This is a genomic window from Sphingomonas sp. 179-A 2A2 NHS (assembly GCF_045371305.1).
GTDB lineage: Bacteria > Pseudomonadota > Alphaproteobacteria > Sphingomonadales > Sphingomonadaceae > Sphingomonas.
This window is the reverse complement of sequence record NZ_JBIQDE010000005.1, coordinates 361,718-384,324: the sequence shown is the minus strand read 5'-3', so window position 1 is coordinate 384,324 and position 22,607 is coordinate 361,718. Positions and strand designations below refer to the sequence as shown.

General features: G+C 66.5%; 17 protein-coding genes and 1 tRNA gene. 6 read left to right on the top strand and 12 right to left on the bottom strand.

The window, feature by feature from the left end; all coding sequences use genetic code 11:
* Positions 1-33: 33 nt before the first annotated feature.
* Positions 34-597, bottom strand: coding sequence for a helix-turn-helix transcriptional regulator (locus tag ACH0AE_RS13760; protein ID WP_406875804.1), 564 nt, complete (start codon positions 595-597; stop codon positions 34-36).
* A 547-nt stretch (positions 598-1,144) separates the two neighbouring features.
* On the opposite strand from ACH0AE_RS13760, the gene ACH0AE_RS13755 reads away from it, so the two are divergent.
* Together ACH0AE_RS13755 and ACH0AE_RS13750 are read left to right on the top strand one after the other, a co-directional pair.
* Complete coding sequence (locus ACH0AE_RS13755) at positions 1,145-3,121, top strand: hypothetical protein (RefSeq protein WP_294443977.1); 1,977 nt, start codon at positions 1,145-1,147, stop codon at positions 3,119-3,121.
* A gap of 226 nt (positions 3,122-3,347) precedes the next feature.
* Entirely contained in the window at positions 3,348-3,650 is a 303-nt protein-coding gene (locus ACH0AE_RS13750) for an ATP-binding protein (protein ID WP_406875803.1), read from the top strand.
* A 51-nt stretch (positions 3,651-3,701) separates the two neighbouring features.
* On the opposite strand, the gene lepA is transcribed toward ACH0AE_RS13750, so the two are convergent.
* Entirely contained in the window at positions 3,702-5,498 is a 1,797-nt protein-coding gene (gene lepA, locus ACH0AE_RS13745; RefSeq protein ID WP_294443978.1) for a translation elongation factor 4, read from the bottom strand.
* A 382-nt stretch (positions 5,499-5,880) separates the two neighbouring features.
* Between lepA and ACH0AE_RS13740 the strand changes: the two genes are divergently transcribed.
* A complete protein-coding gene (locus ACH0AE_RS13740; RefSeq protein ID WP_294443979.1) occupies positions 5,881-6,660 on the top strand; it encodes a CsgG/HfaB family protein in 780 nt (259 codons plus the stop codon).
* A 39-nt stretch (positions 6,661-6,699) separates the two neighbouring features.
* Here ACH0AE_RS13740 and ACH0AE_RS13735 read toward each other — a convergent pair whose 3' ends face one another.
* Both ACH0AE_RS13735 and pnuC read right to left on the bottom strand, forming a co-directional pair.
* Positions 6,700-7,218, bottom strand: coding sequence for an ATP-binding protein (locus ACH0AE_RS13735; RefSeq protein WP_294443980.1), 519 nt, complete (start codon positions 7,216-7,218; stop codon positions 6,700-6,702).
* Positions 7,215-7,778: a nicotinamide riboside transporter PnuC gene (pnuC, locus tag ACH0AE_RS13730; protein ID WP_365928540.1), complete on the bottom strand. Its 564-nt coding sequence runs from the start codon at positions 7,776-7,778 to the stop codon at positions 7,215-7,217. Before pnuC ends, ACH0AE_RS13735 begins: the two co-directional genes overlap by 4 nt.
* Positions 7,779-7,854: 76 nt before the next feature.
* Between pnuC and ACH0AE_RS13725 the strand changes: the two genes are divergently transcribed.
* Together ACH0AE_RS13725 and ACH0AE_RS13720 are read left to right on the top strand one after the other, a co-directional pair.
* Positions 7,855-9,168: an FAD-dependent oxidoreductase gene (locus ACH0AE_RS13725; RefSeq protein WP_294443982.1), complete on the top strand. Its 1,314-nt coding sequence runs from the start codon at positions 7,855-7,857 to the stop codon at positions 9,166-9,168.
* Between the two features lie 66 nt (positions 9,169-9,234).
* Positions 9,235-9,311, top strand: a tRNA-Pro gene (locus ACH0AE_RS13720).
* A 149-nt stretch (positions 9,312-9,460) separates the two neighbouring features.
* On the opposite strand, the gene ACH0AE_RS13715 is transcribed toward ACH0AE_RS13720, so the two are convergent.
* The 4 genes from ACH0AE_RS13715 to ACH0AE_RS13700 form a co-directional block, all read right to left on the bottom strand.
* Positions 9,461-10,771 carry a c-type cytochrome gene (locus tag ACH0AE_RS13715; protein WP_294443983.1) on the bottom strand — a complete coding sequence of 437 codons (1,311 nt, stop codon included), beginning with the start codon at positions 10,769-10,771 and terminating at the stop codon, positions 9,461-9,463.
* Positions 10,768-13,095, bottom strand: coding sequence for a xanthine dehydrogenase family protein molybdopterin-binding subunit (locus ACH0AE_RS13710; protein ID WP_294443984.1), 2,328 nt, complete (start codon positions 13,093-13,095; stop codon positions 10,768-10,770). Before ACH0AE_RS13710 ends, ACH0AE_RS13715 begins: the two co-directional genes overlap by 4 nt.
* Entirely contained in the window at positions 13,095-13,565 is a 471-nt protein-coding gene (locus ACH0AE_RS13705; RefSeq protein WP_294443985.1) for a (2Fe-2S)-binding protein, read from the bottom strand. Before ACH0AE_RS13705 ends, ACH0AE_RS13710 begins: the two co-directional genes overlap by 1 nt.
* A gap of 125 nt (positions 13,566-13,690) precedes the next feature.
* A complete protein-coding gene (locus tag ACH0AE_RS13700; RefSeq protein ID WP_294443986.1) occupies positions 13,691-15,133 on the bottom strand; it encodes a M48 family metalloprotease in 1,443 nt (480 codons plus the stop codon).
* 315 nt (positions 15,134-15,448) lie between these two features.
* Between ACH0AE_RS13700 and ACH0AE_RS13695 the strand changes: the two genes are divergently transcribed.
* Complete coding sequence (locus tag ACH0AE_RS13695) at positions 15,449-16,516, top strand: fatty acid desaturase (RefSeq protein ID WP_294443989.1); 1,068 nt, start codon at positions 15,449-15,451, stop codon at positions 16,514-16,516.
* Between the two features lie 117 nt (positions 16,517-16,633).
* On the opposite strand, the gene ACH0AE_RS13690 is transcribed toward ACH0AE_RS13695, so the two are convergent.
* From ACH0AE_RS13690 to ACH0AE_RS13675, 4 genes are all read right to left on the bottom strand, one after another.
* The gene (locus tag ACH0AE_RS13690) at positions 16,634-17,278 is read right to left on the bottom strand and encodes a hypothetical protein (RefSeq protein ID WP_406875802.1); all 645 of its coding nucleotides are present in this window, start codon (positions 17,276-17,278) and stop codon (positions 16,634-16,636) included.
* 259 nt (positions 17,279-17,537) lie between these two features.
* Positions 17,538-19,472, bottom strand: a complete 1,935-nt coding sequence (locus ACH0AE_RS13685; RefSeq protein WP_294443992.1) for a glycoside hydrolase domain-containing protein — start codon at positions 19,470-19,472, stop codon at positions 17,538-17,540.
* 5 nt (positions 19,473-19,477) lie between these two features.
* On the bottom strand, positions 19,478-21,037 hold the full coding sequence (locus ACH0AE_RS13680; RefSeq protein WP_294443993.1) for a sulfatase: 1,560 nt from the start codon (positions 21,035-21,037) through the stop codon (positions 19,478-19,480).
* Positions 21,037-22,461 carry a sulfatase gene (locus ACH0AE_RS13675; protein WP_294443994.1) on the bottom strand — a complete coding sequence of 475 codons (1,425 nt, stop codon included), beginning with the start codon at positions 22,459-22,461 and terminating at the stop codon, positions 21,037-21,039. The genes ACH0AE_RS13680 and ACH0AE_RS13675 overlap by 1 nt, the downstream gene beginning before the upstream one ends.
* Positions 22,462-22,607 lie beyond the last annotated feature (146 nt).

The following is a 22,607-nucleotide window of genomic DNA, read 5'->3' as shown; positions in this document are numbered from 1 at the left end:
ACGGAGGACTGATCGCGCGGCCCGCCCGGACCTCTAACGCCCTCGCCCCTCACGCTTGAGCAAGCGGGCAAGCGCCGCATCGATCTCCTCGCGGCTCCACGATTGCCGGCCTCCCAGCACAACGGGGTCGGGCAGCGTTCCGCGATAGACTTCGCGGATGAATGCCGACTCCGACAGGTCGAGGTAGGCCGCGGCAGTCCGTTGCCGCATCATCTCCGGCCAGTCCGGGAAACGCAGCGCAATTTCCCGGTCCGGAGGCGCTTCTCCGTCCGTGACTGCCAGTCCCACGACACCAGCCACCTTCGCGGCAGCTTCCGCGCCCTTTTCGTTCGGCACCAGGGGCGGAAGCTTCTTCTGTTCAACGCGCCGCGCGGGGGGCGGAGGGGGCGTCCATGGCTCGACATCCGGCGCAGCGCCAATCTGAGCGTCGATCCATGCCTGGATCTCGCTATTCAACCATCCCCGGCATCTCGGGCCCAGGCGGTGTCCCGGCGGGAAAGTCCCTTCTCCGATCTTTCTGTAAAGCGAAGACCTTGAGAGGCCGCTGCGCTGCTGCGCTTCCTTGATCCGGATGAAGTGATCTTGCGGGTTCGACATGGCTGGCTGCTCCGGGCTCGATCATCGGCAAAGCGGTATCGCTTGCCATCCGGAGCCAATGACGCGGGGCAGCGGCCGACTACGGGCAGATTTACGATCGCGGGAACATCGATGCCGCCTGGGACACGCCGTCCATGAGCGGAGACAAGGGGCATCCCAGGCACCATGCTGGCCCAGATCCCGGATGCCGGCTGCGACCCGGCGTGGCAGATCGGGGCAGTTTGAGGTTATACCTCGCTATCTTCTTAATGGATTCTGTTCCGTACAAGTAAATTCCCGTGGACACCGCCATGCCGTGCCAGTATATATAACCTGTCGGAGATGATATCGTTCGAAAAGATGCTGAGGTACTCGAACCGGATTTACCTAGAGATCGACGTGGGCATTTTGCTGGCTCAATATCACGTCGATCTGGATTTGAGAAAATGATCTCAAATCGATAGAGTTATTTATCGGGTTCTCTTCTGGGCACCACCTTCCCCGCAAGGGGTTGAAAATGCGCAAAACCTTCAGAATTCCGTAACTTGCAGCGAGCGAGACGGTACAAATGAAGGTACAAAACGCCGACATGGCCGCGCACCTCCCGCACATCGAGGTCGACAAGAAAACTGGCAGGCTACGCTACAGGCGGGTCTATCGCGAGGCTCTTCGACCCTACATCCAAGGCAAGCCTGTCCAGCTGAAGCGAGCGCTCGGCGCGACGCTCCCTGTGAAAGACCGGGCCGTGATCCAGCGGTACTGGCAGTTCAACGAGGAATGGGAACGCAACGTCCGTCGAGCCCGCAACATCCTGTCGGGTACTGGCGATGCTCTTGGCGAGGACGTCGTCTCATTTCTTGCGGAGAAGTTCGCCCGGGATTGGCACCAGGGCGACGAACGTGCCTTGGTCGAGAAGGGAGGCGCGTGGGTCGAAGGAGCTCCCGACGCGTGGGACACGCATTTGTCCGATTTCATGGAGTGGCGGCTCGACCAGGATGAGCAGGCCATGGTCGAGTTCTGGGGTAGCTCGGCGAAGCGGCTGCTTGCTGATGCCGGTATCGATCATGACCCGAGTGAGTCTCTCGGGTTCGATCGGCTCTGCCGAGCGCTCAACGATAAGGCGATTGAGATCAGCGAGGCCCTCCAGGCCCGTCTACGCGGGAAGATTTTGCCGATCCCGGCGGAGCCGATCCCGCCGACTCGCGTGGAGCCTCAACCCGCGGCAGCGGGGCAATCCTTCGCCTCGATCGTGCGAGAGATGCTCGACAACCCGCGATATGGTGTGGGTGCAAGCACGAAGCAGGCTTGTGGAACAGCCCTCCGGCTATGGACCGAGGTGCACGGCGACGCGACACCTGAGACTATCACCAAGCGCATGGTCACAGATTGGCTGGATATGCTCGCCAAGCGTCCGACCGGTCTCACGCCAACCGAGCAGCGTCTGCCGCTTCCCAAGCTCGTTGAGCGATTTGAGGGACGCGACGTCCCACACATGGCCCTTAAGACCCAGAAGCAGCACCTGAGAATGCTCGCGGCCCGCTGGGTCAAAGGCCAGCAGGAGGGCTATATCTCCGATGACCTCCACAATCCGTTCAAGCCGCCGATGCCGGCTGCGGCTCGGAAGGATGACCCGCCAGAGTTTAGCGTCGCCGAACTGTCGGCGATCTTCCGCCTTCCGGTGTTCACGCTCGGTGAGCGCCCCACGCGCGGCAAGGGAGAGGCCAGCTTCTGGATGCCGCTGATCCTCCTGTGGACCGGTGCTCGACCAGAAGAGGCGGCGCAGCTTACAGTCGCGGACTTCGCCGACGATCCCGAGATCGGTCGCTGGATGATGACGATCACTGATCAGGGCGAGCATCCGATCAAGGGGGATCAGAACCTGAGGACCTCGAAGCGTGGCACCGGGCGTCGTACATTTCCGGTTCCACAGGCGCTCATCGACCTCAACCTCCGCGACGAGGCGGCCGCCGAATGCCCCGTCTGCAAGGCCCGCGCGAACAAGGACCCGCGGCAGGCCGAGGCGACGAAAGAGATGAGCGAGAAGGACAAGGAGGAACTCCTCGTCCACCTCATGCGCACCTATGAGATGAAGGTCGCCGCGGAACGCTGCGCCCGGCTCGACGGAGACATCGTCGCGGCGGACCTCTACATCCGCCAGCTCACCTTCTTCGAGCTGATCCTTGAAGGCTGCGGCAAGGGGATGGACGTCATCGATCTCCACACCCGCCGCCCCCAAACGCCGGGCGAGGGCGACCGGGACGTCAACTGCGGCCCGCTCACCGACATCCTCGACAAGCTCCGCCGCGACGCGTGGAAGGAAGCCGGCGAGCCCGCCGGCCCGTCGATCGACCTGCGCGAATTCCAGCCCGATGGCGCCATGAGTACGTACGGCGACATGAGGCCGGAACGTGAATACGCCCGTAATCAGGCGCAGGCGCGGATCGCAGAGGCGCAGGCCGTGTGGGAAGCCGCGGCGCGGGAGGATACCTGGGCGGCGTTCAAGGAACAGGCGGGCGCGGCGTCGTGGATCGGGCGGTATGATTGAGGCCGCTTCAAGGCGCTAGGCGGAGCCTGGCGACTGGCGCGGAAGCGGCGCCGGGCGTGTCGATCGATGACGCGGCTTTGCCGCGGGAGGTTGAGTGGTCAAATCTCCGTTTTCCGCCCCCTGCTTTTGGTAAGGAGTCAATAAGTTGGCGGGAGTCATCCGCAAACGTCAGCAAGGCGAAACCGATATGTCTTTTGTTGCAGTTCCGAAGGGTTAGCGTCTAGCAATGGTGCTGGGGGGGCAGCACATGAGCGACGACGTTCTGTTTGGCGAAAAGTTTTTGACCCGATATGCGGGTCAGATAATAGCTGACCCGGCAACCGCGATAGTTGAACTCGTGGCAAATGCTTGGGACGCTCATGCGACCCGCGTTGACATTACCTGGCCCGATGGAAAACGGGCGTTTACGATACGTGACAATGCAACGAGGTGGGCCGAGTGTGGATCAATCCTCCCCGCCGCGGCAAAGCCGCGTCGTCGATCGACACGCCCGGTGGACCCGGGCGGCCGTCGGCCGCGCTTGCGCTGATCTTCGCCTAACCCGCCGATCGCTGCGCGATCGACGTGTTAGCCTCGGGCGCTACGCGTCGTCGCCCATCCTCAGCGCCGCGATGAACGCCTCCTGCGGGATGCTCACCGAGCCGTATTCCCGCATGCGCTTCTTGCCTTCCTTCTGCTTCTCCAACAGCTTGCGCTTGCGCGTCGCGTCGCCGCCATAGCATTTCGCGGTCACGTCCTTGCGCAGCGCCGCGATCGTCTCGCGCGCGATCACCTTGCCGCCGATCGCCGCCTGGATCGGGATCTTGAACATGTGGCGCGGGATCAGGTCCTTCAGCCGCTCGCACATGCCGCGCCCGCGCGTCTCCGCGGTGCCGCGGTGGACGATCATGCTCAGCGCATCGACCGGCTCGTTGTTGACGAGGATGCTCATCTTGACGAGGTCGCCCTCGCGATAGCCGATCTGGTGATAGTCGAAGCTCGCATAGCCGCGGCTGATGCTCTTCAGCCGGTCATAAAAATCGAACACCACTTCGTTGAGCGGCAGTTCGTACGTCACCTGCGCGCGCCCGCCGACATACGTCAGGTTCTTCTGGATGCCGCGGCGGTCCTGGCACAGCTTCAGGATGCTGCCGAGATATTCGTCGGGGACGTAGATGGTCGCCTCGATCCACGGCTCGCTGATCATCGCGATCTTGTTGGGATCGGGCATGTCGGCCGGGTTGTGCAGCTCGATCATGCCGCCGTCATGCGTCAGCTCGATCTCGTACACCACGCTCGGCGCGGTGGTGATCAGGTCCAGATCGTATTCGCGCGTCAGCCGCTCCTGGATGATCTCCAGGTGGAGCAGCCCCAGGAAGCCGCAGCGGAAGCCAAAGCCCAGCGCCGCGCTCGTCTCCATCTCGAAACTGAACGATGCGTCGTTCAGCCGCAGCTTGCTGATCGATTCGCGCAATTTCTCGAAATCGTTGGCGTCCACCGGGAACAGCCCGCAGAACACCACCGGCTGCACTTCCTTGAACCCGGGCAGCGGCGCGGCCGCGGGCTTCTTCGCATCGGTCAGCGTGTCGCCGACGCGCGCCTGCGCCACGTCCTTGATCTGCGCGGTGATGAAGCCGATCTCGCCCGGCCCCAGGTCCGCCAATTGCTCGATCTTGGGGCGGAAACATCCGACGCGGTCCACCAGATGCTGCGTGCCCGCCTGCATGAAGGTGACCTGCTGGCCCTTCTTCAGCGTGCCGTCGATCACGCGCACCAGGATGACGACGCCCAGATACGGGTCGTACCAGCTGTCGACCAGCATCGCCTTCAGCGGCGCGTTGGGATCGCCCTTGGGCGCCGGGATCCGCTCGACGATCGCGTCCAGGATCTCCTCGATGCCGATGCCCGACTTGGCGCTGGCGAGGATCGCGTTCGACGCGTCCAGGCCGATGACATCCTCGATCTCCTTGCGCACCTTTTCCGGCTCGGCCGCGGGCAGGTCGATCTTGTTGATGACGGGCACGATCTCATGGTCATGCTCGATCGACTGGTACACGTTGGCCAGCGTCTGCGCCTCGACCCCCTGCGCCGCGTCCACCACCAGCAACGCACCCTCGCACGCGGCCAGGCTGCGCGACACTTCGTAGGCGAAATCGACGTGCCCCGGCGTGTCCATGAGGTTGAGGACATGGCCCTTCCACTCCAGGCGCACCGTCTGCGCCTTGATGGTGATCCCGCGCTCCTTTTCAATCTCCATGTTATCAAGCACTTGCGCCGACATCTCCCGCTCGGAGAGGCCCCCCGTGCGTTGGATCAGCCGGTCGGCCAGCGTCGATTTGCCATGGTCGATATGGGCAATGATCGAGAAGTTACGGATCTTGGAAAGCTCGGTCGCCACGAAATTCTGCCAGCTTGAGTGAGTGCCGCGGCCGTTAGCACCTCCGAAGACAATCCCAAAGCGGCGCTCTGGTCGCATCTTCGTCCCCCCGGTCGCGGGGCGAATGCGCGGTTGCACGAAGGCGCGCAGAAACGACGCATCGGATCAGGAGCCACGTCATCATGAAACGTCACTTCCTCTCGCTCGTCGCAGCCTTCGTCGCCAGCGCCCTCTGCCTCGCGCCCGCCATCGCTGCGGACTTGACGCAGATCAGCACTCACGCAATCGCGTAACCGTCCGCCGGCAAGGCGCGAGGCTAGATGCCAGTCTCGTGCTGCCGGGGTCGCACAATGAAATATCGCCTGCACACCAAGGTGGTGCTGGCGACTTAAGGGGGAATCTCATGCGCATTCCGTTTGTCGCCGCCGCCACCGCCATGCTCATCGCGGCCACACCCACGCTGGCGCAGAACAAGGGCTCTTCCGCCCATCAGGCGCAGCAGAAGGGCGAGGCGCAGATCCCGGTCTGCACCAAGCGCCTCGGCTCGCTCGCGATCGTCGAGCCTGACAACCAGTGGTGGCGCGAGTTCAATCTCGGCAGCCCGGAAGCGATCATCAAGATCTTCGTCCAGAAATCGGGTTGCTTCACCATGGTCAACCGCGGCCGCGCGATGGTGAGCCGCAACATGGAACGCGCCATGGCGGACTCAGGCGAGCTGCAGGCGGGGTCCAACCTCGGCAAGGGCCAGGTGCGCGCGGCGGATTACTTCCTCCAGCCCGATATCGTAACGGCGAACCGCAACTCTGGCGGCGGCGGCCTCGGCGGCGCGATTGGTGGCATCGGCGGGCTGTTCGGCGGCGCTGGCCGGACGATCGGCGCGATCGCCGGCGGCATCAACGTGAAGAAAGGCGAAGCGAAGACGACGCTCAGCCTCGTCAACGCGCGCACCACCGAGGAAGAAGCGATGACCGAGGGCTATGCCCGCAAGTCGGACGTGAGCTTCGGCGCAGGCGGCGGGCTCTTCTCCGGCGGTACCTTCGGCGGCGCGGCCGGCGGCGGCTATCAGGATACCGCGATCGGTCAGATCATCGTGCTGAGCTACCTCGACGCCTACACCAAGCTCGTGAGCCAGCTCGGCGGACTGCCCGACAACGCCGCCGCTGCTGCGCCGCGCGCGCGGTAAGGATGGCGAGGGCGGTGCCGCTCAGTACTGGCGCCGCCCCTAGGCCATGTGACGGCGGATCGCGTCCAGTGCGGTGCGCGTCCGCTGCTCGCCATGGCCGCTGACCAGCGCCCAAGGGACGGCACGGCGATCAAGCTCGCGGCGCGACAGGTCGAAGAACTTCCGCCGCAAATCGGGCGTGCCGAACAGGCGGGTGCCATCCTCCTCCCACGGCAGATCGATGTCGAAGAGGAGATACAGATCCGCGGTGTTGGTCCAGCGGTCGAACCATGGATCGCGCTGGTCGAACAGCATGTCGGCCCAGACCGCCGTCATCAGCGGATCGGTATCCAGGATCACCGGCAGCGGCCCCGCCGCGACCGCCGCGCGGGTTTGATTATCGTGCGTCCGGGCAATCGTCACCAGATCCGCCATGGTGAGATCGGTGCCATTCCGCTCGCAATAGGTGCGGCCATATTCGGCCACCACTACGGAGCCGAACTGCTCCGCGAGGTGGGGCGCGATGGTCGACTTGCCGGTTGATTCCGGGCCGTGGAGGCAGATCGTGCGCAAGGTCATGCCAGTCTCAGTGTGCGGCGCATCACGGCTAGCCAGCTGATGAGGCCAGCAACCGCAAGTGCCAGATAGATGAGATACAGTCCGGCGAAGAGGTAGAGCCCCTTTGCCAGGTAAAGCGGGATGGAGGCGAGGTCCACGGCGATCCACAACCACCAGTTCTCGATCCGCCGCTGTGCCATCAGCAACTGCGCAGCGACGCTGGCGGCCGCGATCGCCGCGTCCCACCACGGATAGGAAGCATCGGTGAAGCGGTGCATCGTCATGGCCCATGAGGCGCCGAGGATGATCGTCACCGCGGCCCAGCGAACTCGCGAGAGCGGCGACATGGTGCCGACAGCCACCTCACCGAGCGTGCTACGGGCACGTTTCCACTGCGCCCAGCCGTAGAGATTGGCGGCAGCGAAGAACCCCTGAAGTGCCGCATCGCTGTACAGCCGAGCTTCGTACACGACGACGCCGAACAGAGTGACAGAGGCGACGCCGGCAGGGAACGTCCACATGCTCCGCCGCGCGGCCAGTGCGACACAGGCGATCCCAAGCGCGGTCGCAAGCCATTCCATCACTGACATGGGGATGGATAAGCATGCTTGCCCTGAAGCGCCAAGCGGTTAGCTTGCGCTGGGAGGAGAGCGAAATATGCGCCACATCGCCGTCATCGGCTCGGGCCCGGCCGGCTATTACACGGCCGAAGGCTGCCAGAAGCAATTTGGCGACGGCGTCCGCGTGGACATCATCGATCGTCTGCCCGTGCCTTATGGCCTCATCCGCACGGGCGTTGCGCCTGATCACCAGTCGATCAAGGCGGTATCGCGCCGCTACGAGACCACGGCGCTCAGCGACAACGTGCGGTTCGTGGGCAATGTGACGGTGGGCCAGGACGTCACCATCCCCCAACTGCTCGAGATGTACGACGCCGTCGTGCTCGCGACCGGCGCCCCCCATGATCGGCCGCTCGGTATCCCGGGTGACGATTTGCCCGGGGTCGTGGGATCAGCAGCGTTCGTCGGGTGGTACAATGGCCACCCTGATTTTGCCGATCTGGCACCTGCTCTCCACGGCCCGGGCGCGGTGGTTGTCGGCGCGGGGAATGTGGCGCTCGACGTGGCACGGATCCTTGCCAAGACAGGCGACGAGTTCGCCGGATCGGACATCGTTGCCCATGCCCTGGATGCGCTGGGGCCGCACACCATCGAGAACGTGACGATCCTCGCCCGTCGCGGACCGCACGAGATTGCGATGACGCCCAAGGAACTGGGCGAACTGGGTCACCTTTCACGCGCGACGCCGATCGTCGACCCCGCCGACCTGCCCCCGGCAGAGGCCGACGCGGTGCTCGATCCGGGGCTGCGCAAGGCGGTCGGCCACCTGCGCGCATTTGCGGTGAATACGCCCACGTCGCCGATCACCGTCACGTTCGACTTCTTCGCCATGCCGGTGGCGATCGAGGGCGAGGGCCATGTGGAGCGCGTGATCGTTGAGCGGACGGCGCTGGATGCCACGGGTCGTGCGGTCGGTACGGGGGAGACATATTCCATTCCCGCCAGCCTCGTCGTCAGCTGCATCGGCTATCGCACGCCGCCGATCGACGGGGTCCCGTATGACGAGGCATTGGGGCGGTTCGCCAATGTCGAGGGGCGGATCGGCGATGGGTTGTACGCCGTGGGCTGGGCACGAAGGGGGCCGACGGGGACGATCGGCACCAACCGGCCGGACGGGTTCATGATCGCCGATCACATCGCGGCGGACACGGCAGACGACAGCGGCAAGCAGGGACGCGCGGCACTTGATGCGCTGCTGGCGGAGCGGGGTGTCGACGTCGTCACGTTCCGTGACTGGCAGAAGATCGACGCGGCCGAGATCGCCGCGGCGCGGGATGGTTCACCACGAGAGAAATTCACCGCCGTACAGGCGATGCTCGCTGCGCGGGATCGGGACGAAATCCTCTCTTGATGCCGTGAGTTTCGCTGATATAAGCCGCCGCCTGTCACCGGCCCCGTGCCGGCCGACAGCCCTGGTCGGGGAATAGCTCAGCCTGGTAGAGCACTGTGTTCGGGACGCAGGGGCCGGAGGTTCGAATCCTCTTTCCCCGACCAACTTCACCATCAGATAGATGATTTACCGCCACCGGCGGGCGCCGAAATGGCGTGCAAAGCCGGTCGTTCGGCGCGCACGCGATGGCGCCGGGCGTTCGCGTATGGCGCGCGACCGGTAGCAGATGGAGCGTAATGGTCGTCGATGGTGGCTATTCGGACTCGGTTCTCGCCTTTTTCACGCGATCCGGCGTCACCGTCGGTCGCTTGTTGCCGAAATGCTGGAGCACGTAGTTCGCCACCGCGGCCACTTCGGCATCGGTGAAGGACGCGCCGAAGCCGGGCATTGCCACATGGCCTTCCGGCGTTTCGATCGACGAGCCGCGCAGGATCACCTGGACCAGGTTGGTCGCGCCGGGATCGTTGACCGTCTGCGAGCCGCGTAGCGCGCCGTACTTCGTCTGCACGCCTTCGCCATTCCAGCCGTGGCAGCTGGCGCAGTGACCCTCGAAGAGGCGCAAGCCCAGGAGATCTTTGCTGCCCGTTTTCGCGCCCGCCGGTGCGTACAGCGTCGAGGCGGCCATGAGCGGCGGATTGGGATCGACCTTCCCGCCACGCTCGCTCTGCTGCGGCGGCAGCGAGCGGATATAGACCGCCATCGCGCGCAGATCCGCGGGCGTCAGGTGCCTGAGGCTGAGGCTGATCGCTTCCGCCATCGAGCCGCTTGCCGGACCCCGGCCGGGTGCATGTCCGGTGCCGAGATACGTCGCGATCTCCTCGACCGACCAGCCGCCCATGCCAGTCTCGCGATCGGAGGTGATGTTATAGGCCTTCCACCCCTGGGTGATCGCGCCGGCATAATTGCGGCTGCGATCGAGGCCGTACATGAAATTGCGCGGCGTATGGCATTCGGCGCAGTGACCGGCGCCTTCGACGAGATAGGCCCCGCGGTTCCATTCGGCCGAACGCGCGGGATCAGGCTGGATGGGATCTCGCGGACCGTTGAACAGCTTCCACGCGCGCATCGCGTAGCGCTGATTGAACGGGAAGCTGAGGCCGTTGGGCTGCACCGCCACCGCGACCGGTGCGAGCGTGTTGAGATACGCGCGGATCGCCAGCACGTCATCGACGCTCATGTTGGCATAAGCGGTGTACGGAAAGGCGGGATAAAGCTCCCGCCCCTCATCATCAACGCCATGGCGCATGGCGCGCACGAACTGGGCATCGCTCCAGGCGCCGATGCCATGCTGACGATCGGGCGTGATGTTCGAGGAATAGATCGTGCCGAACGGCAGCTTGAAGGCAAGGCCGCCGGCATAGGCCTGACCGCCCGGCACTGTGTGGCAGGCGATGCAATCGCTGGCGGTGGCGAGATAGCGGCCCTTCTCGATCAGCGCCGCACCCCTGGGCTGCGCTGCGCTCGCCTGCACCGCCTCCAGCCGGGCAGGCCAGAAGAAGAAGGCGCAGGCACCCAGGAACACCAGCACGGCAAGGCCGAGCGCGATCCGGCCCCAGCGCTTCATGCTGCGTCTCCCTTGCGGCTGAGCATCGCGGCGGCGGCAGCACCCGCCACCATCGCGCCGCCGACCACCGTCTTGCGCGCATCATCCGCCATCAGCAGTTCGCGATCGATCGGCAGCTTGCGCAGCCGGACGCCCGTGGCGGCGAAGATCGCGTTCGTCAGGGCCGGCGCCGCTGACACGGTGCCCGATTCGCCGATACCGCCGGGTTCGTCCTCGCTGTCGACGAGCTTCACCTTGAACGGCGGCACTTCATTGATCCGCATCTGGCGATAATCGTTGAAATTGCCCTGATCGACCTGGCCGTTGGTGAAGGTGATTTCGTTGTAGAGCGCGGCCGACAGGCCGAAGATCGTCCCGCCTTCGATCTGCGCGACGACGCTGTTCGGATTGATGACGACGCCGACGTCAGCCGCGGCGGTGAGCCGGCGCAACTGGACCTCGCCCATCGGGGTCACATGCACCTCGCACACCAGCGCGATGTGGCTGCCGAAACTGTCGTGGAGCGACACGCCCATCCCGGTGCGCGGGCCGAGCGCGCGGCCCCAGCCGGCCTCACGCGCCGCGACCTTCAGCACGTTGCGCGAGCGCGGATTGTTCGCGAGCATCCGCAGCCGGTAGGTCACCGGATCCTGGCCGACCGAATGAGCGCATTCGTCGATGAAGCTTTCGATGACGAAGACATTGTGCGTCGGCCCGACCCCGCGCCACCAGTTGACCTTCACCGGCGCATTCTCGCGCACCCAATCCACCCGCACGGTGGGGATGGCGTATGGCGTCTCCGCCGCGCCTTCGACGGCGTCGGTATCGATCGTGCCGTCGGGAAGCCCGGTCGGCAGATAATCGCCCAGCACCGAGCCGCCCGTCACCCGATCGGTCAGCACCACGGGCAGGCCATCGGCATTGAGGCCGGCGGCGATCCGATCGTGATAGGCGGGCCGGAACAGATCGTGACGGATGTCCTGCTCGCGCGTCTGGATCACCTTCAGCGGGTAGGGCACCTGGCGCGCGAATTGCGCCGCCTGAACGATATATTCGGGCACAAGCCGGCGCCCGAAGCCGCCGCCGAGATACTGATTGTGTACCCGCACCTGCTCGGCCGGCAGGCCAAGCACCTTGGCCACCTGGCCCTGCGCCGCGGTGGGCACTTGCGTCCCGGCCCAGATGTCACAGCCGTCGGGCGTCACATGAACGGTGGCGTTAACTGGCTCCATCGTCGCATGGGCGAGGAAGGGAAGATCGTAGCGCGCCTCGACGCGGGAATGCGCGTCGCGCATTGCGGCGTCGGCATCACCCACCACGCGGCCGACGATCGGCTTGCCGTCATCAGCCGCCTTTACCAGCCGATCGCGTATTCCCGCCGTCCGCACGCCGGCGCGGGGGCCGAGATCCCATTCCACCTCGAGCGCCTGCAGCCCCTTGTGCGCCGCCCAGAAATGATCGCCGACCACCGCGACGGCATTGTCGATGCGCAGCACATCAACGACGCCCGGCACCTGGCGGGCAGCTGCATCGCCGAGCCGCTTCAGCCGGCCGCCCGGGACGGGGCAGATGTCGAGTGCGGCGACCTTCATGTCCGGCAGGCGGATGTCGATCCCGAACACCGCGGAGCCGTTGGTCTTGGAAGGCGTATCGACCCTTGGCGGCGAGCGGCCGATGAGCTTGAACTCGCCCGGCTTCTTGAGCGGCACATCCTGTGGCACCGGACGGTTGGCGACGGCATCGACCAGCGCGCCGTACAGCATCGATTGGCCATTGGTGCGGCAATAGACGCGGCCCTGATCGGCGAAACACTGATCGACCGGCACGCCCCAGCGCTCTGCCGCCGCCCCGATCAGCATCGTGCGCGCTGCAGCGGCGGCCTGGCGCATCGGTTTCCACGCGCCGCGTACCGAGGTTGACCCGCCGGTCGCCTGGCTCTTCAGGATCGGCTGGCTGTAGAGCTTCTCGTCGGGCGGCGCGTGCGCCACCTCGATCTGATCGAGCGACAGTTCCAGTTCCTCCGCCATCAGCATCGCCTCGGCGGTGTAGATGCCCTGCCCCATCTCCACCTGCGGGATGATGAAGGTGATCTTGCCGGTGCGGGGGATGCGGATGAAGCCGCCGGGCGCGAAACCCTGGAAGGCGGCGCCTTCCTCCGGCCCGCCGGGCGTGATGGCGCGCAGCGTCGGCTGTTCGCCTTTTCCCTTCGCCTGGGCCCACGCCTTTCCCGAGGCCGCAAAGCCCATCATCACCGCACCGGCGAGGAGGAAGCGACGGCGGGTCGGCTCGCTGAGGTCGGCCGGCTGGAGGAGGGCATAGGCCGGGCCGTGAGGGCGGGTGGGCATCAGGCCTGCTCCGCCGGGAGGCCGGCGGCGCGCTTGATCGCGGCGCGGATGCGCGGATAGGTGCCGCAGCGGCAGATGTTGCCGGCCATGGCGGCGTCGATCGCGGCATCATCCGGCGCGGGATTGCGGCCGAGAAGCGCGGCGGCCGACATGATCTGGCCCGACTGGCAATAGCCGCACTGGATGACTTCGTTCGCCAGCCACGCCTGCTGCACTGCCTGCCCCTGCGGCGTTTCGCCCACGCCCTCGATCGTCGTGACCGCGCGGTTGCCGACGGCGCTGATCGGCAGCACGCACGAACGCACCGGCTTCCCATCGAGATGGACGGTGCATGCGCCGCATTGCGCGATACCGCAGCCGAACTTGGTGCCCATCAGGCCGACCACGTCGCGCAGCACCCACAGCAGCGGCATATCGTCCGGCACATCCACCGGATGCGGCTCGCCATTGATCTGGAGAATCTGCTGCACACCCCGTCCTTCCCGTAAGCGGCGACCAACGAACGAGATCACATCTTGTTCGGACGGGCCGCCGCCGATGTACGCAACGCAGGTTAGATGCGGAGCTTCCGGAAGGAAGCGGGCGGCGTCAAGCCTCAGTTGCTGCCGGCGAAGGTGACGATCTTGACTGGCTCGCCCGGACGGATCGGCTGATCGGCTGGCCGACCGTTCAACAATTCGAACAAGGCGCGTGGCGCGGGATCGGCGACGCGTCGAACCAGCGATTCCGTCGTGTCACCCTGTCCGGCAATGACGGTTCGTACGAAACGCGGGCGAAGCGCCGCCGCCTCGGCCGGCGTGAGCATGCGGAACGAGCGGAACAGGCTGGCGATCGCAGCGGCTGAACGATCGGCCGGGGGCGAGGCGATGATGAAGTGGTACGCCTGCCCGTCGCCGCCGTCATAAACGGCGATGGCGAGCGGCACGTAGCCGTTCTGCACCGCGACGTTGATCTGCATGATGATCGCGGGAAGGCCGTTGATCACGGTGCGCGTCACATCGGCCACTTCGCCATGCGCGGCACCAACGATGTGCGCGGCCAGGCGCTCGGCATACAAGCCGAGGTTGCCGGCGACGAGCGGCCCGCCGCCGAATTCGCCGGAGATCCCGTCCGGCCCCTGGATGCTGATCGCGTCCGGCGCATTGGTGAGCGAGAAGCCCGGCGGGGCCTCGAACGAGATCCGCATGATCGGATGCGCAAAGCGCCGGCCGAGGACGAAACCCTGTTCGGGATCGTCGCCGTAAAGGAGGCCATCGACTTCCGCGAAATAGCGCGCGGCATTGTCCGGCAGTTCGTTGTCGGCAAGGCCGGTCTTGCGCGCCGCGGCTTCCGCGCGCTCGATGCGGCGCTTCGTCAGCGGGTGGCTCAGCGCCCATTCCGGGACGCCGCGGGCACTGTCCCGCCCCGACGTGGCGGTGAGATATTGTTCCTGTCGCTGGAGCGCCGACAGCATGTCCGCCGCCTCGTAGACGTCATAGCCGGCACGGCGCAGGTAATCGACGCTGAGATCGTCCGCTTCATATTCCTGCGCCCGCGAATAGCGCTGCCCAAGATATTGCGCGGCCTGGTTGGCGAGCCGGGTCAGCCGCTCCGACCCGGTGACGCTTGCCGCGATGACGCCAAGCGTGCGCCAGATCGAGCGGCGTTCCTGGCGCTGCGCGTGGCGGCCGGCGATATGGCCGACCTCATGGCCCAGCACCGAGGCGAGTTCCGCCTCGCTGGTAACGATCGCGAGCAGGCCGCGGGTGACGTAGATGAAGCAGCCGGGGACGGCGAAGGCGTTGGGTACGTCGCTGTTGACGAGGGTGAAGGTGCATTGGCCCGGCAGCCCCGCGGCGGCGGCCACCCGCTCACCCACCGCGGCGACATAGGCCGCTTCCTCGCCCCGATAGGGACCGCCGAACCCCGCCAGAAGCTCCGGATGGACCGCCGCGCCATAGGCGTGTTCCTCCTCGGTAACCTCGGGCGGTGGCTCCGGGCGGCTGCACGCCTGGAGGAGGCAGGCGCTCATGGCCAGCGACAACAGCGCGCGGCGCATCGTCACAGCCAGCCCAGGAGCGCGAGCAGCAACAGCGAAACGCCGGCCGACAACGCGAGCGAGCCGGCACAACCCAGCTTTCGGGAAAAGAGGAAGAACATCACGCCTCCTGAACGCCTGTGCCGAACGGCTGAACGCGAAAGGAGTTCGATGCGTCGTCTCGCTGTCGACTCCCATGCGGGCCGGGCGGCCTTCGCGACAGGCCGTGCCGGGCGCAACGGAAAAACGGTTCGCAAACGGGCCTCCAGCATCTAGAGTATCGTACGCCTTGAATCACGCCGCCCGGCGTACGCCCCTGAGAGTTCCCCCGAATCCATGTATCTGCCGACATCGACCGTTCCCGCGGACGCTTCTCATGCGGGAGCGCCCGGCGCTCCGGCCGAGCTCGCGCTCGATCTGAAGACGATTGCCCGCCAGGTGGCGGCCTTTCGTGAGCCGAACAATGCGCGCGGGGTTGCGGAACTGGCGGTGAGCGCGGCGCCGCTGGCGGTGCTGTGGATCCTGATGTGGCTGTCGCTCGACGTGCATTACGGGCTGACGCTGCTGCTGGCGGTTCCCGCCGCGGGCTTCCTCCTTCGCCTGTTCCTGATCCAGCATGATTGCGGGCACGGCGCCTTCTTCAAGGGGCGGCGCGCGAACGACTGGGTGGGCCGGTGCATCGGCGTGCTGACGCTCAGCCCCTATGATTTCTGGCGCCGCACGCACGCGATGCATCATGCGGGGACGGGCAACCTCGACCGGCGCGGGATCGGCGATGTCGACACGCTGACGGTGCGCGAGTTCGCGTCGCTCACCCGCTGGGGACGGTTCCGCTATCGCCTGTATCGCAGCCCGCTCGTCATGTTCGGGATCGGGCCGGCGTATCTGTTCTTCCTTCGCTATCGCCTGCCGCTCGGTTTGATGCGCGGCGGTTGGCGGCCGTGGGCGAGCACGATGGGCACCAATATCGCGATTGCCGCGCTCGCCACCGCGCTGATCCTGACGGTGGGGATCAAGGCGTTCCTGCTGATCCAGCTGCCGATCACGCTGATCGCGGCGACGGTGGGCGTGTGGCTGTTCTACGTCCAGCACCAGTTCGAGCACACCTATTGGCAGCAGAGCCAGCGCTGGAGCTTCCACGAGGCCGCGCTCTACGGCAGCTCGCATTATGCGCTGCCGCCGGTGCTGCGCTGGTTCACCGCCAACATCGGGCTGCACCAGATTCACCACCTCTGCAGCAACATCCCCTTCTATCGACTGCCCAAGGTGGTTCGCGCGCTACCGGAGCTCGCCCAGATCAACCGCCTGACGGTGAAGCAGAGCCTGAAATCGGTGCGGCTGGTGCTGTGGGACGAGACGGCCGGGCGGCTGGTGTCCTTTACGGAGGCGCGTGCCAAGGCCTGACGCTGCTGCAATCGCGGCGATTTTTGCGCAGCGGGAAATAAGGGTACGCGCCGTATCCTCCGTCGTAAATGCATCGAGAGGCGGATTGGCCGCCCGGCTCATGTGCGACGGCAACAATCAAAGCCCGGCGGGACAAAGCTTCGGGCCGGTCATGGAGCTCGACCAGCTCCTGCATACGGACCGACGTAAAAGCGGAGCGGGCCGCAGTTGACGTCCCGGTCGCCCTCGGCGGGTGTGGAGATCGATGACGTCCATCCCCTTGCCGCAGCCTTCAAGGATCAGCTCGAAGAAGGTGAGCTGGCGGATGTAGAGGTCCGCCGCGACGATGTCTCCGTCGAGCCGGGCGCAGCGTTCCGCGGCGATCTTCATCTCATAGGTGCGCATGAGGTGGACGAGGAATTCCTCCTTGTCCTTCTCGCTCATCTCCTTCGTCGCCTCGGCCTGCCGCGGGTCCTTGTTCGCGCGGGCCTTGCAGACGGGGCATTCGGCGGCCGCCTCGTGGGCGAGCGTATCGGGGTGCTTGGTGCCGGGGCGCAGGGGGGCGTGGCCGTAGCGATCGGGCTGGTGGTGCTTCAGCATGAACATCAGCAAGCGATCATTGTACCAGCGGCGCTCGCCGACCTGCTCGCCCTTGTGGAAGACGGGGATAGGGACGCCCTCCACCGCGCGCTCCATGGCGATATCGGTGAGGCGCTGGACGCCGCTGGCGAGCGCGGCCTCCCACGCGGCGCGGAAGCTGTCGGCGCCGGGGTGCAGGCGCATCTGGTACGCGCCCTCCGTGGTTTTGCCGATGCGGCGGGCGGCGGCCTTTACCGATCCGGTTTCGGCGAGCGCGCGGATGAAGCCGCGCTGCCGCTCCGCCGTCCAGCCGTTGTGCCGCTTCTTGCGGGGGAGGGGGGGTGAAGGCGAGCGGATCGGGGAGATCGGCGGGGATGAGAGCGGGCGGTTCCATGGGGCGGAACGTTGCGCGAACGGCGGCGTGTAGGACAGAGCGCCGCCCGGGAGGATGGGGCGGCGCGGCTCAGGGGTGCGGGGCGGGGACCAGCGGCACGCGCGTGCCGTCGTCGCGGCGCAGGGTGGCGCGGCTGACCAGCGCGGTGGCGGCGACGAGGCGCGGCGTGCCGGGCACGATCGGGTAGAGGCCGAGGCTGCCCCAGACGTACCACGCCGTCATCGCGCCGGCGTCATCATCCATGCCCTCCGCGAAGCCCTGCGGCGCGAGGGCGAAGCTGCGGCCGTGCCAGGGCTGCGGGCGCTTGCCCTCGTTGGCATAAGGGTGATCGACCGGCTGGGTGAGGTAGCGGTGGACGATCGCGCTGGTCGCCGCCGGCCGGCCGAGTGCGGCGTAGAGCCACGGGACGTGGATGTCCGGCTGGTTGGTCATGTTGTAGAGGCCGCGGGCGAAGAAGGTGTCGAGTTCGCGCAGGAAGCGGTCCCGGCCGAGCGTCTCCACCATCCAGTCGAGATCGAACACCGGCGCCCAGCGATATTGCCACAAGGTGCCCTGATAGAGGCCGCGCGCCTTCACCACGTCCGCGTCGGCGCCGAGGTTTTCGAAGGTGGCGCGCCACATCGGGCGGTATGCGAGCGCCTTCGCGCGGAAGCGGGCGGCGGTGGCGGTGTCGCCGAGATCGGCGGCGAGCTCCGCAATGGCCCAGTCGTCATAGGCCGCCTCGATCTGCTGATCGGGCGTGTCGCGCTGGAGCGTGTCGGATTCGCGCACCATGCCGTCGAGCGCGGCGCGGGCGTCGAAGCCGGTGATGCCGCGGCGGCGGAAATCGAGCAGCGCGACGCCGGCATGCTCGGTACGGACGGTGAGGAAGGGCTCGGTTCGCGTCGCCCAGCGCTGCTTGCCCTCGCCGTAGAGCGCGACGAGCGAGCGGGCGATGTCCGCGGCGCGGGCGGGATCGATGAGCGCGATGAGCGGGAGCTGGGTGCGGTAATTGTCCCACAGCGCCCAGCTGGCGTAGCGCGTCTCGCCCGGAAGGGAGCGGTGGATGCGCCCGTCGCTGCCGCGGTGGCGGCCGTCCGGATCCTGGATCGCGACCGGCGTCTGCATGACGCGGTAGAGCGAGGTGTAGAAGAGCGCGCGGCGTTCGCGCGGGGCGGAGACGTCGAGGCGGGAGAGCTCGTGCTGCCAGCGCGCGCGGGTGGCGGCGAGGACGGTGGCGAAGGGGCGGGCGCCGAGCTCGGTATCGCGCACCATTGCCGCGGCGGCGGGATCGACGGTGGAGAGGCCGGTGCGCACCTCCACCACCGCGCCGCGCCTGAGGGTGAGCGGCAGGGTGGCGGCGGCGCCGGTAACGGTGGCGAGGGGGGCCGGTCGGCCGTCGATCGTGACGCGGCTGGCGCTGTGGATGGTGTACGCGCCCTCGTCGCACACGGTGCCCGCGGTCATGCTGGCGCGAAGAACCGCGGTGATGGTCGCGGCGTGGCGGCGGGTATAGGCGTTCGCCGCGTCGAGCCGGAGGAGGTAGCGGCCGGGCTTCGTCACGGTGAAGCGCAGCAGGCCGGCGCCGCGCGTCGCCGTCATCTCTGCGGTGATGCCGTTGGCGTAACTGACGCGGTAGCGGCCGGCGGAGGCGCGCTCGCTTGCCTTGTCGAACGCGGCGAGCGGCGGGGCGCCTTCGGGAAGCAGCGAGACGAGCAAGTCGCCGCCGCCGCCGCCGCAGCCGACGCCGACCGCGCGGGTGTGCGAGAAGCCGCGTAGCTGGCGGGCGGCGAAGTCATAGCCTGCGTGGTTCTTGGGATGCGTGTCCGGGCCCAGCTGCACCATGCCGTAGGGTGCGACGGCGGCGGGGGTGAGCTGGCCGAAATCACCGAGCGTGCCGACGAAGGGATCGACGAGGTCGACTGCCTTCTCCCGCGCGGCCGCGGGCGCGGCGACGAGGAGGGCGGTGGCGGCCGCGAAAGCCGTGCAGACGCGGTGCCATCGCGCGCGGCAAACGAGCATCATCGGTATCACTTGTGCGGCGGACGGAAGAAACTGGCCGGGAATGGCGCCATGGCGGGGCCGTTTGGATCGCGCAGTTCGTTGCGCTCGCCAGCGTCGGCGCTCAGCGGGATCTGCATGCCGTTGGTTTCTTCGAGCAGCCGGAAGAGCTTGGCGCTCATGCGTTCGGCGAGATCCTCATGGCCGGGGCGGGCGAGGAGATTGTCGTTCTCGTGCGGGTCGGCGGCGAGGTCGTAGAGCTCGTCGAGGTCCCAGATGCCATGGAAGTGGATGTACTTGTAACGATCCTCGCGCAGCGCGTGGACGGTCGGCGTCTGCGGGAAATTCCGTTCCCAGTAATATTCGTACATCAGTTCCTTGCGCCACGGCACCTCGGCCGCGCCGCCGCTTGCCGGCGGGACGGTGACCAGCGGGAGCATGTTCGATCCCGCGAGGCCGTCCGGCGCCTCCAGCCCGGCGGCGGCGAGCATGGTGGGGGCGACATCGATGTTGGCGACGACCTGTTCGACGGTGCCGGCGCCGAACAGCGACGGGCAGCGCATCAGCATCGGCACGCGCATCGATTCCTCATAAGCCGCGCGCTTGTCGATCAGGCCGTGTTCGCCGAACATGAAGCCATTGTCGCCCATGTAGAGGATCAGCGTGTCATCGAGTTCGCCGCGCTGGTCGAGCAGATCCATGATCCGCGCGATGCCTTCGTCCACCGCCAGCAGCGTTTCCATGTAGCGCTTGTAATAATCCCCGATGTCGAGCGTGCCGTGGTACGGATAGTCGACGCCGTGCCAGCTGTTGCGCTGGTTCTCAACCCACATCGGGCGGCCGGGAACGCCCGGCTTCATGTTCGCCGGATAGCGGAACGTTTCCTTGTCGTAGCGGCCCTTGTGGCGTTCCGCCGGGATGAATTCGGAATGCACCGCCTTGTGCGCGAGGTGCATCATCCACGGCTTCTTTCCATCGCTCTGGCCGATCCAGTCGAGCGCGTAGTCGGTCAGCTCGTCAGTGATATAGCCCTTCTGCGGGACATGCCGGCCGTTGACGTTGAGCCCGTCGGGGTGCGGCAGATAATAGCCCTGGCCCTTGAAGCTGACCCAGTGATCGAAGCCGGGCTGCGGCGAATCCGTCTCGATCCCCATGTGCCACTTGCCGATGAACGCGGTCTCATAACCCGCGGCTTGGAGATATTCGGGATAGTAAGTGAGGCCGGGCGGGATCGGGTGATTGTTGTCCACCACGCGATGCTGGTGCGCATAGAGGCCGGTGAAGATCGAGGCGCGGCTGGGCGAGCAGAGCGCGGTGGTGACGAAGGCGTTGCGGAAATGAATGCCCTCGCGCGCCAGGCGATCGAGCGTCGGCGTCTCGCCGAAATCCTGCGCCTTCATGAAGCCCATCGCGTCATACCGATGATCGTCGGTGAGGATGACGAGGATGTTCTTGGGCTTCACGCCGGCCTTGCGGTGCAGCTTCAATTGCTTCGTCGCAGGCGCGGCGCCGGCGGCGAAGCTGTAGAGGCCGAAGGCGCCCCCGGTGCCGGCGAGAAGCACGCCGCGGCGGTCGATACCCTTGGTCATCAATGTTGGCCCACGTGGGAGTAAGGATCGGTCTGCCCGGCGAGCCAGGGGTCGCGGGTCTCGCCTCGGATGGCGCGCAGCCGCTCGGCGAGCTGGGCCTTGATCGCGGCATAGGCAGGATCGGCGGCGACGTTCACCAGCTCGTCCGGATCGCGGGTGAGATCGTACAATTCCTCCGCCGGGCGCTGAAGGTACGCCGCCTGGCTGCGCTTGCCGAGCGGGAGGGCGGGATCGGCGCTGATCGCCTTCCACGATGGCGAGCCCGCCACGTCCCCGGCGATCGGGTACGGCAGCTGCCACGCGAGGTTGAGGATGTAATTGTGAGTGCGCGTGCGGATGCTGCGCATCGGATAATATTGGTTGATCTCGTGAAAATCGTGGCTGGCGACCACGGCGTCGCGCGCGGGATCGCCGGCCTTGCCGAGGATCGGCAGCAATGACGTGCCGGACAGCTTGTAGGCGGCAGGCGGGGCGACGCCGGTCCAGTCGAGCACGGTGGGAGCGATGTCCGTCCAGCTGACCATCGCGTCGTTCACCGCCGGGGCGCTGCCCGGCGCGTGGACGATGAGCGGCAGGTGGAGGCCGGCATCGTAGAGGTTGGTTTTCGCACCGGGGAAGGGGCGGCCGTTGTCGCTGAGGAAGATCACCAACGTATCATCGGCGCGGCCGGTGGCGGCGAGATCATCGAGGATCATGCCGACGCCGGCGTCGAGGCGGCTGAGCGATTCATAATATTCTGCGATGTCCTGCCGCACGGCCGGAAGATCGGGCAGATGCGACGGGATCTGCACGCGGCGCGGATCATAGCTTTCCGGCTTCACGCCCGGCCAGGCACGATCGTTGCCGTAGTCCACCGCGGCGCGATGCGGATCGCTGTACGCGATGGTGACGAAGAAGGGCCGCTCGTCCGTCGAGCGGATGAAGCTCGCCGCGGCGATGGCGAGTTCGCGCACGTCGCGGATGCCGCCCCGCTCGGGCACCAGTTCCGCCTCATAGGGAAAGGCGCTGTCCGGCCCGACATGCTTCTTGCCGACGAGCGCGGTGGCATAGCCGGCGCGGCGCAGCATCGCGGGCAGCGTTTCGATCCCCGGCAGCAGCGACTGATGATGCACGTCGTGCTGCAGGCCGTACATGCCGTTCTGATGCGTGTAGAGCCCGGTGTTGATCACCGCGCGGCTAGGGCTGCACGAGGAAACGGCGGCATAGCCGTGGCGGAAGAGCGTGCCGCCGCGCGCGAGGCGATCAAGCCGCGGCGTCTTCACCGCAACGCCATAGCAGCCAAGATCAAGGCCCTGATCGTCGGAGATCAGCAAGAGGACATTGCGCTGCTTCTTCCCCGGCGGGGTGACGGCCTGAGCAAAGGCCGGGGCGGCGCTGGCGGCGGCGATGCCGGCCATGCCCTTCAAGACGTTACGTCGATCCATGATCGCAACGATAGCGGCACAGGCGGCGCGCGCGAAGAAAGGAATGCGGAGACGGGAATGCGGGAGCGGCTGGGCCTGAACGAACGTCACCCCGGGATCGGCGCGGGATCCTGCCTCTCGCGGGTTGGCGAGGAAGCGGGACCCGG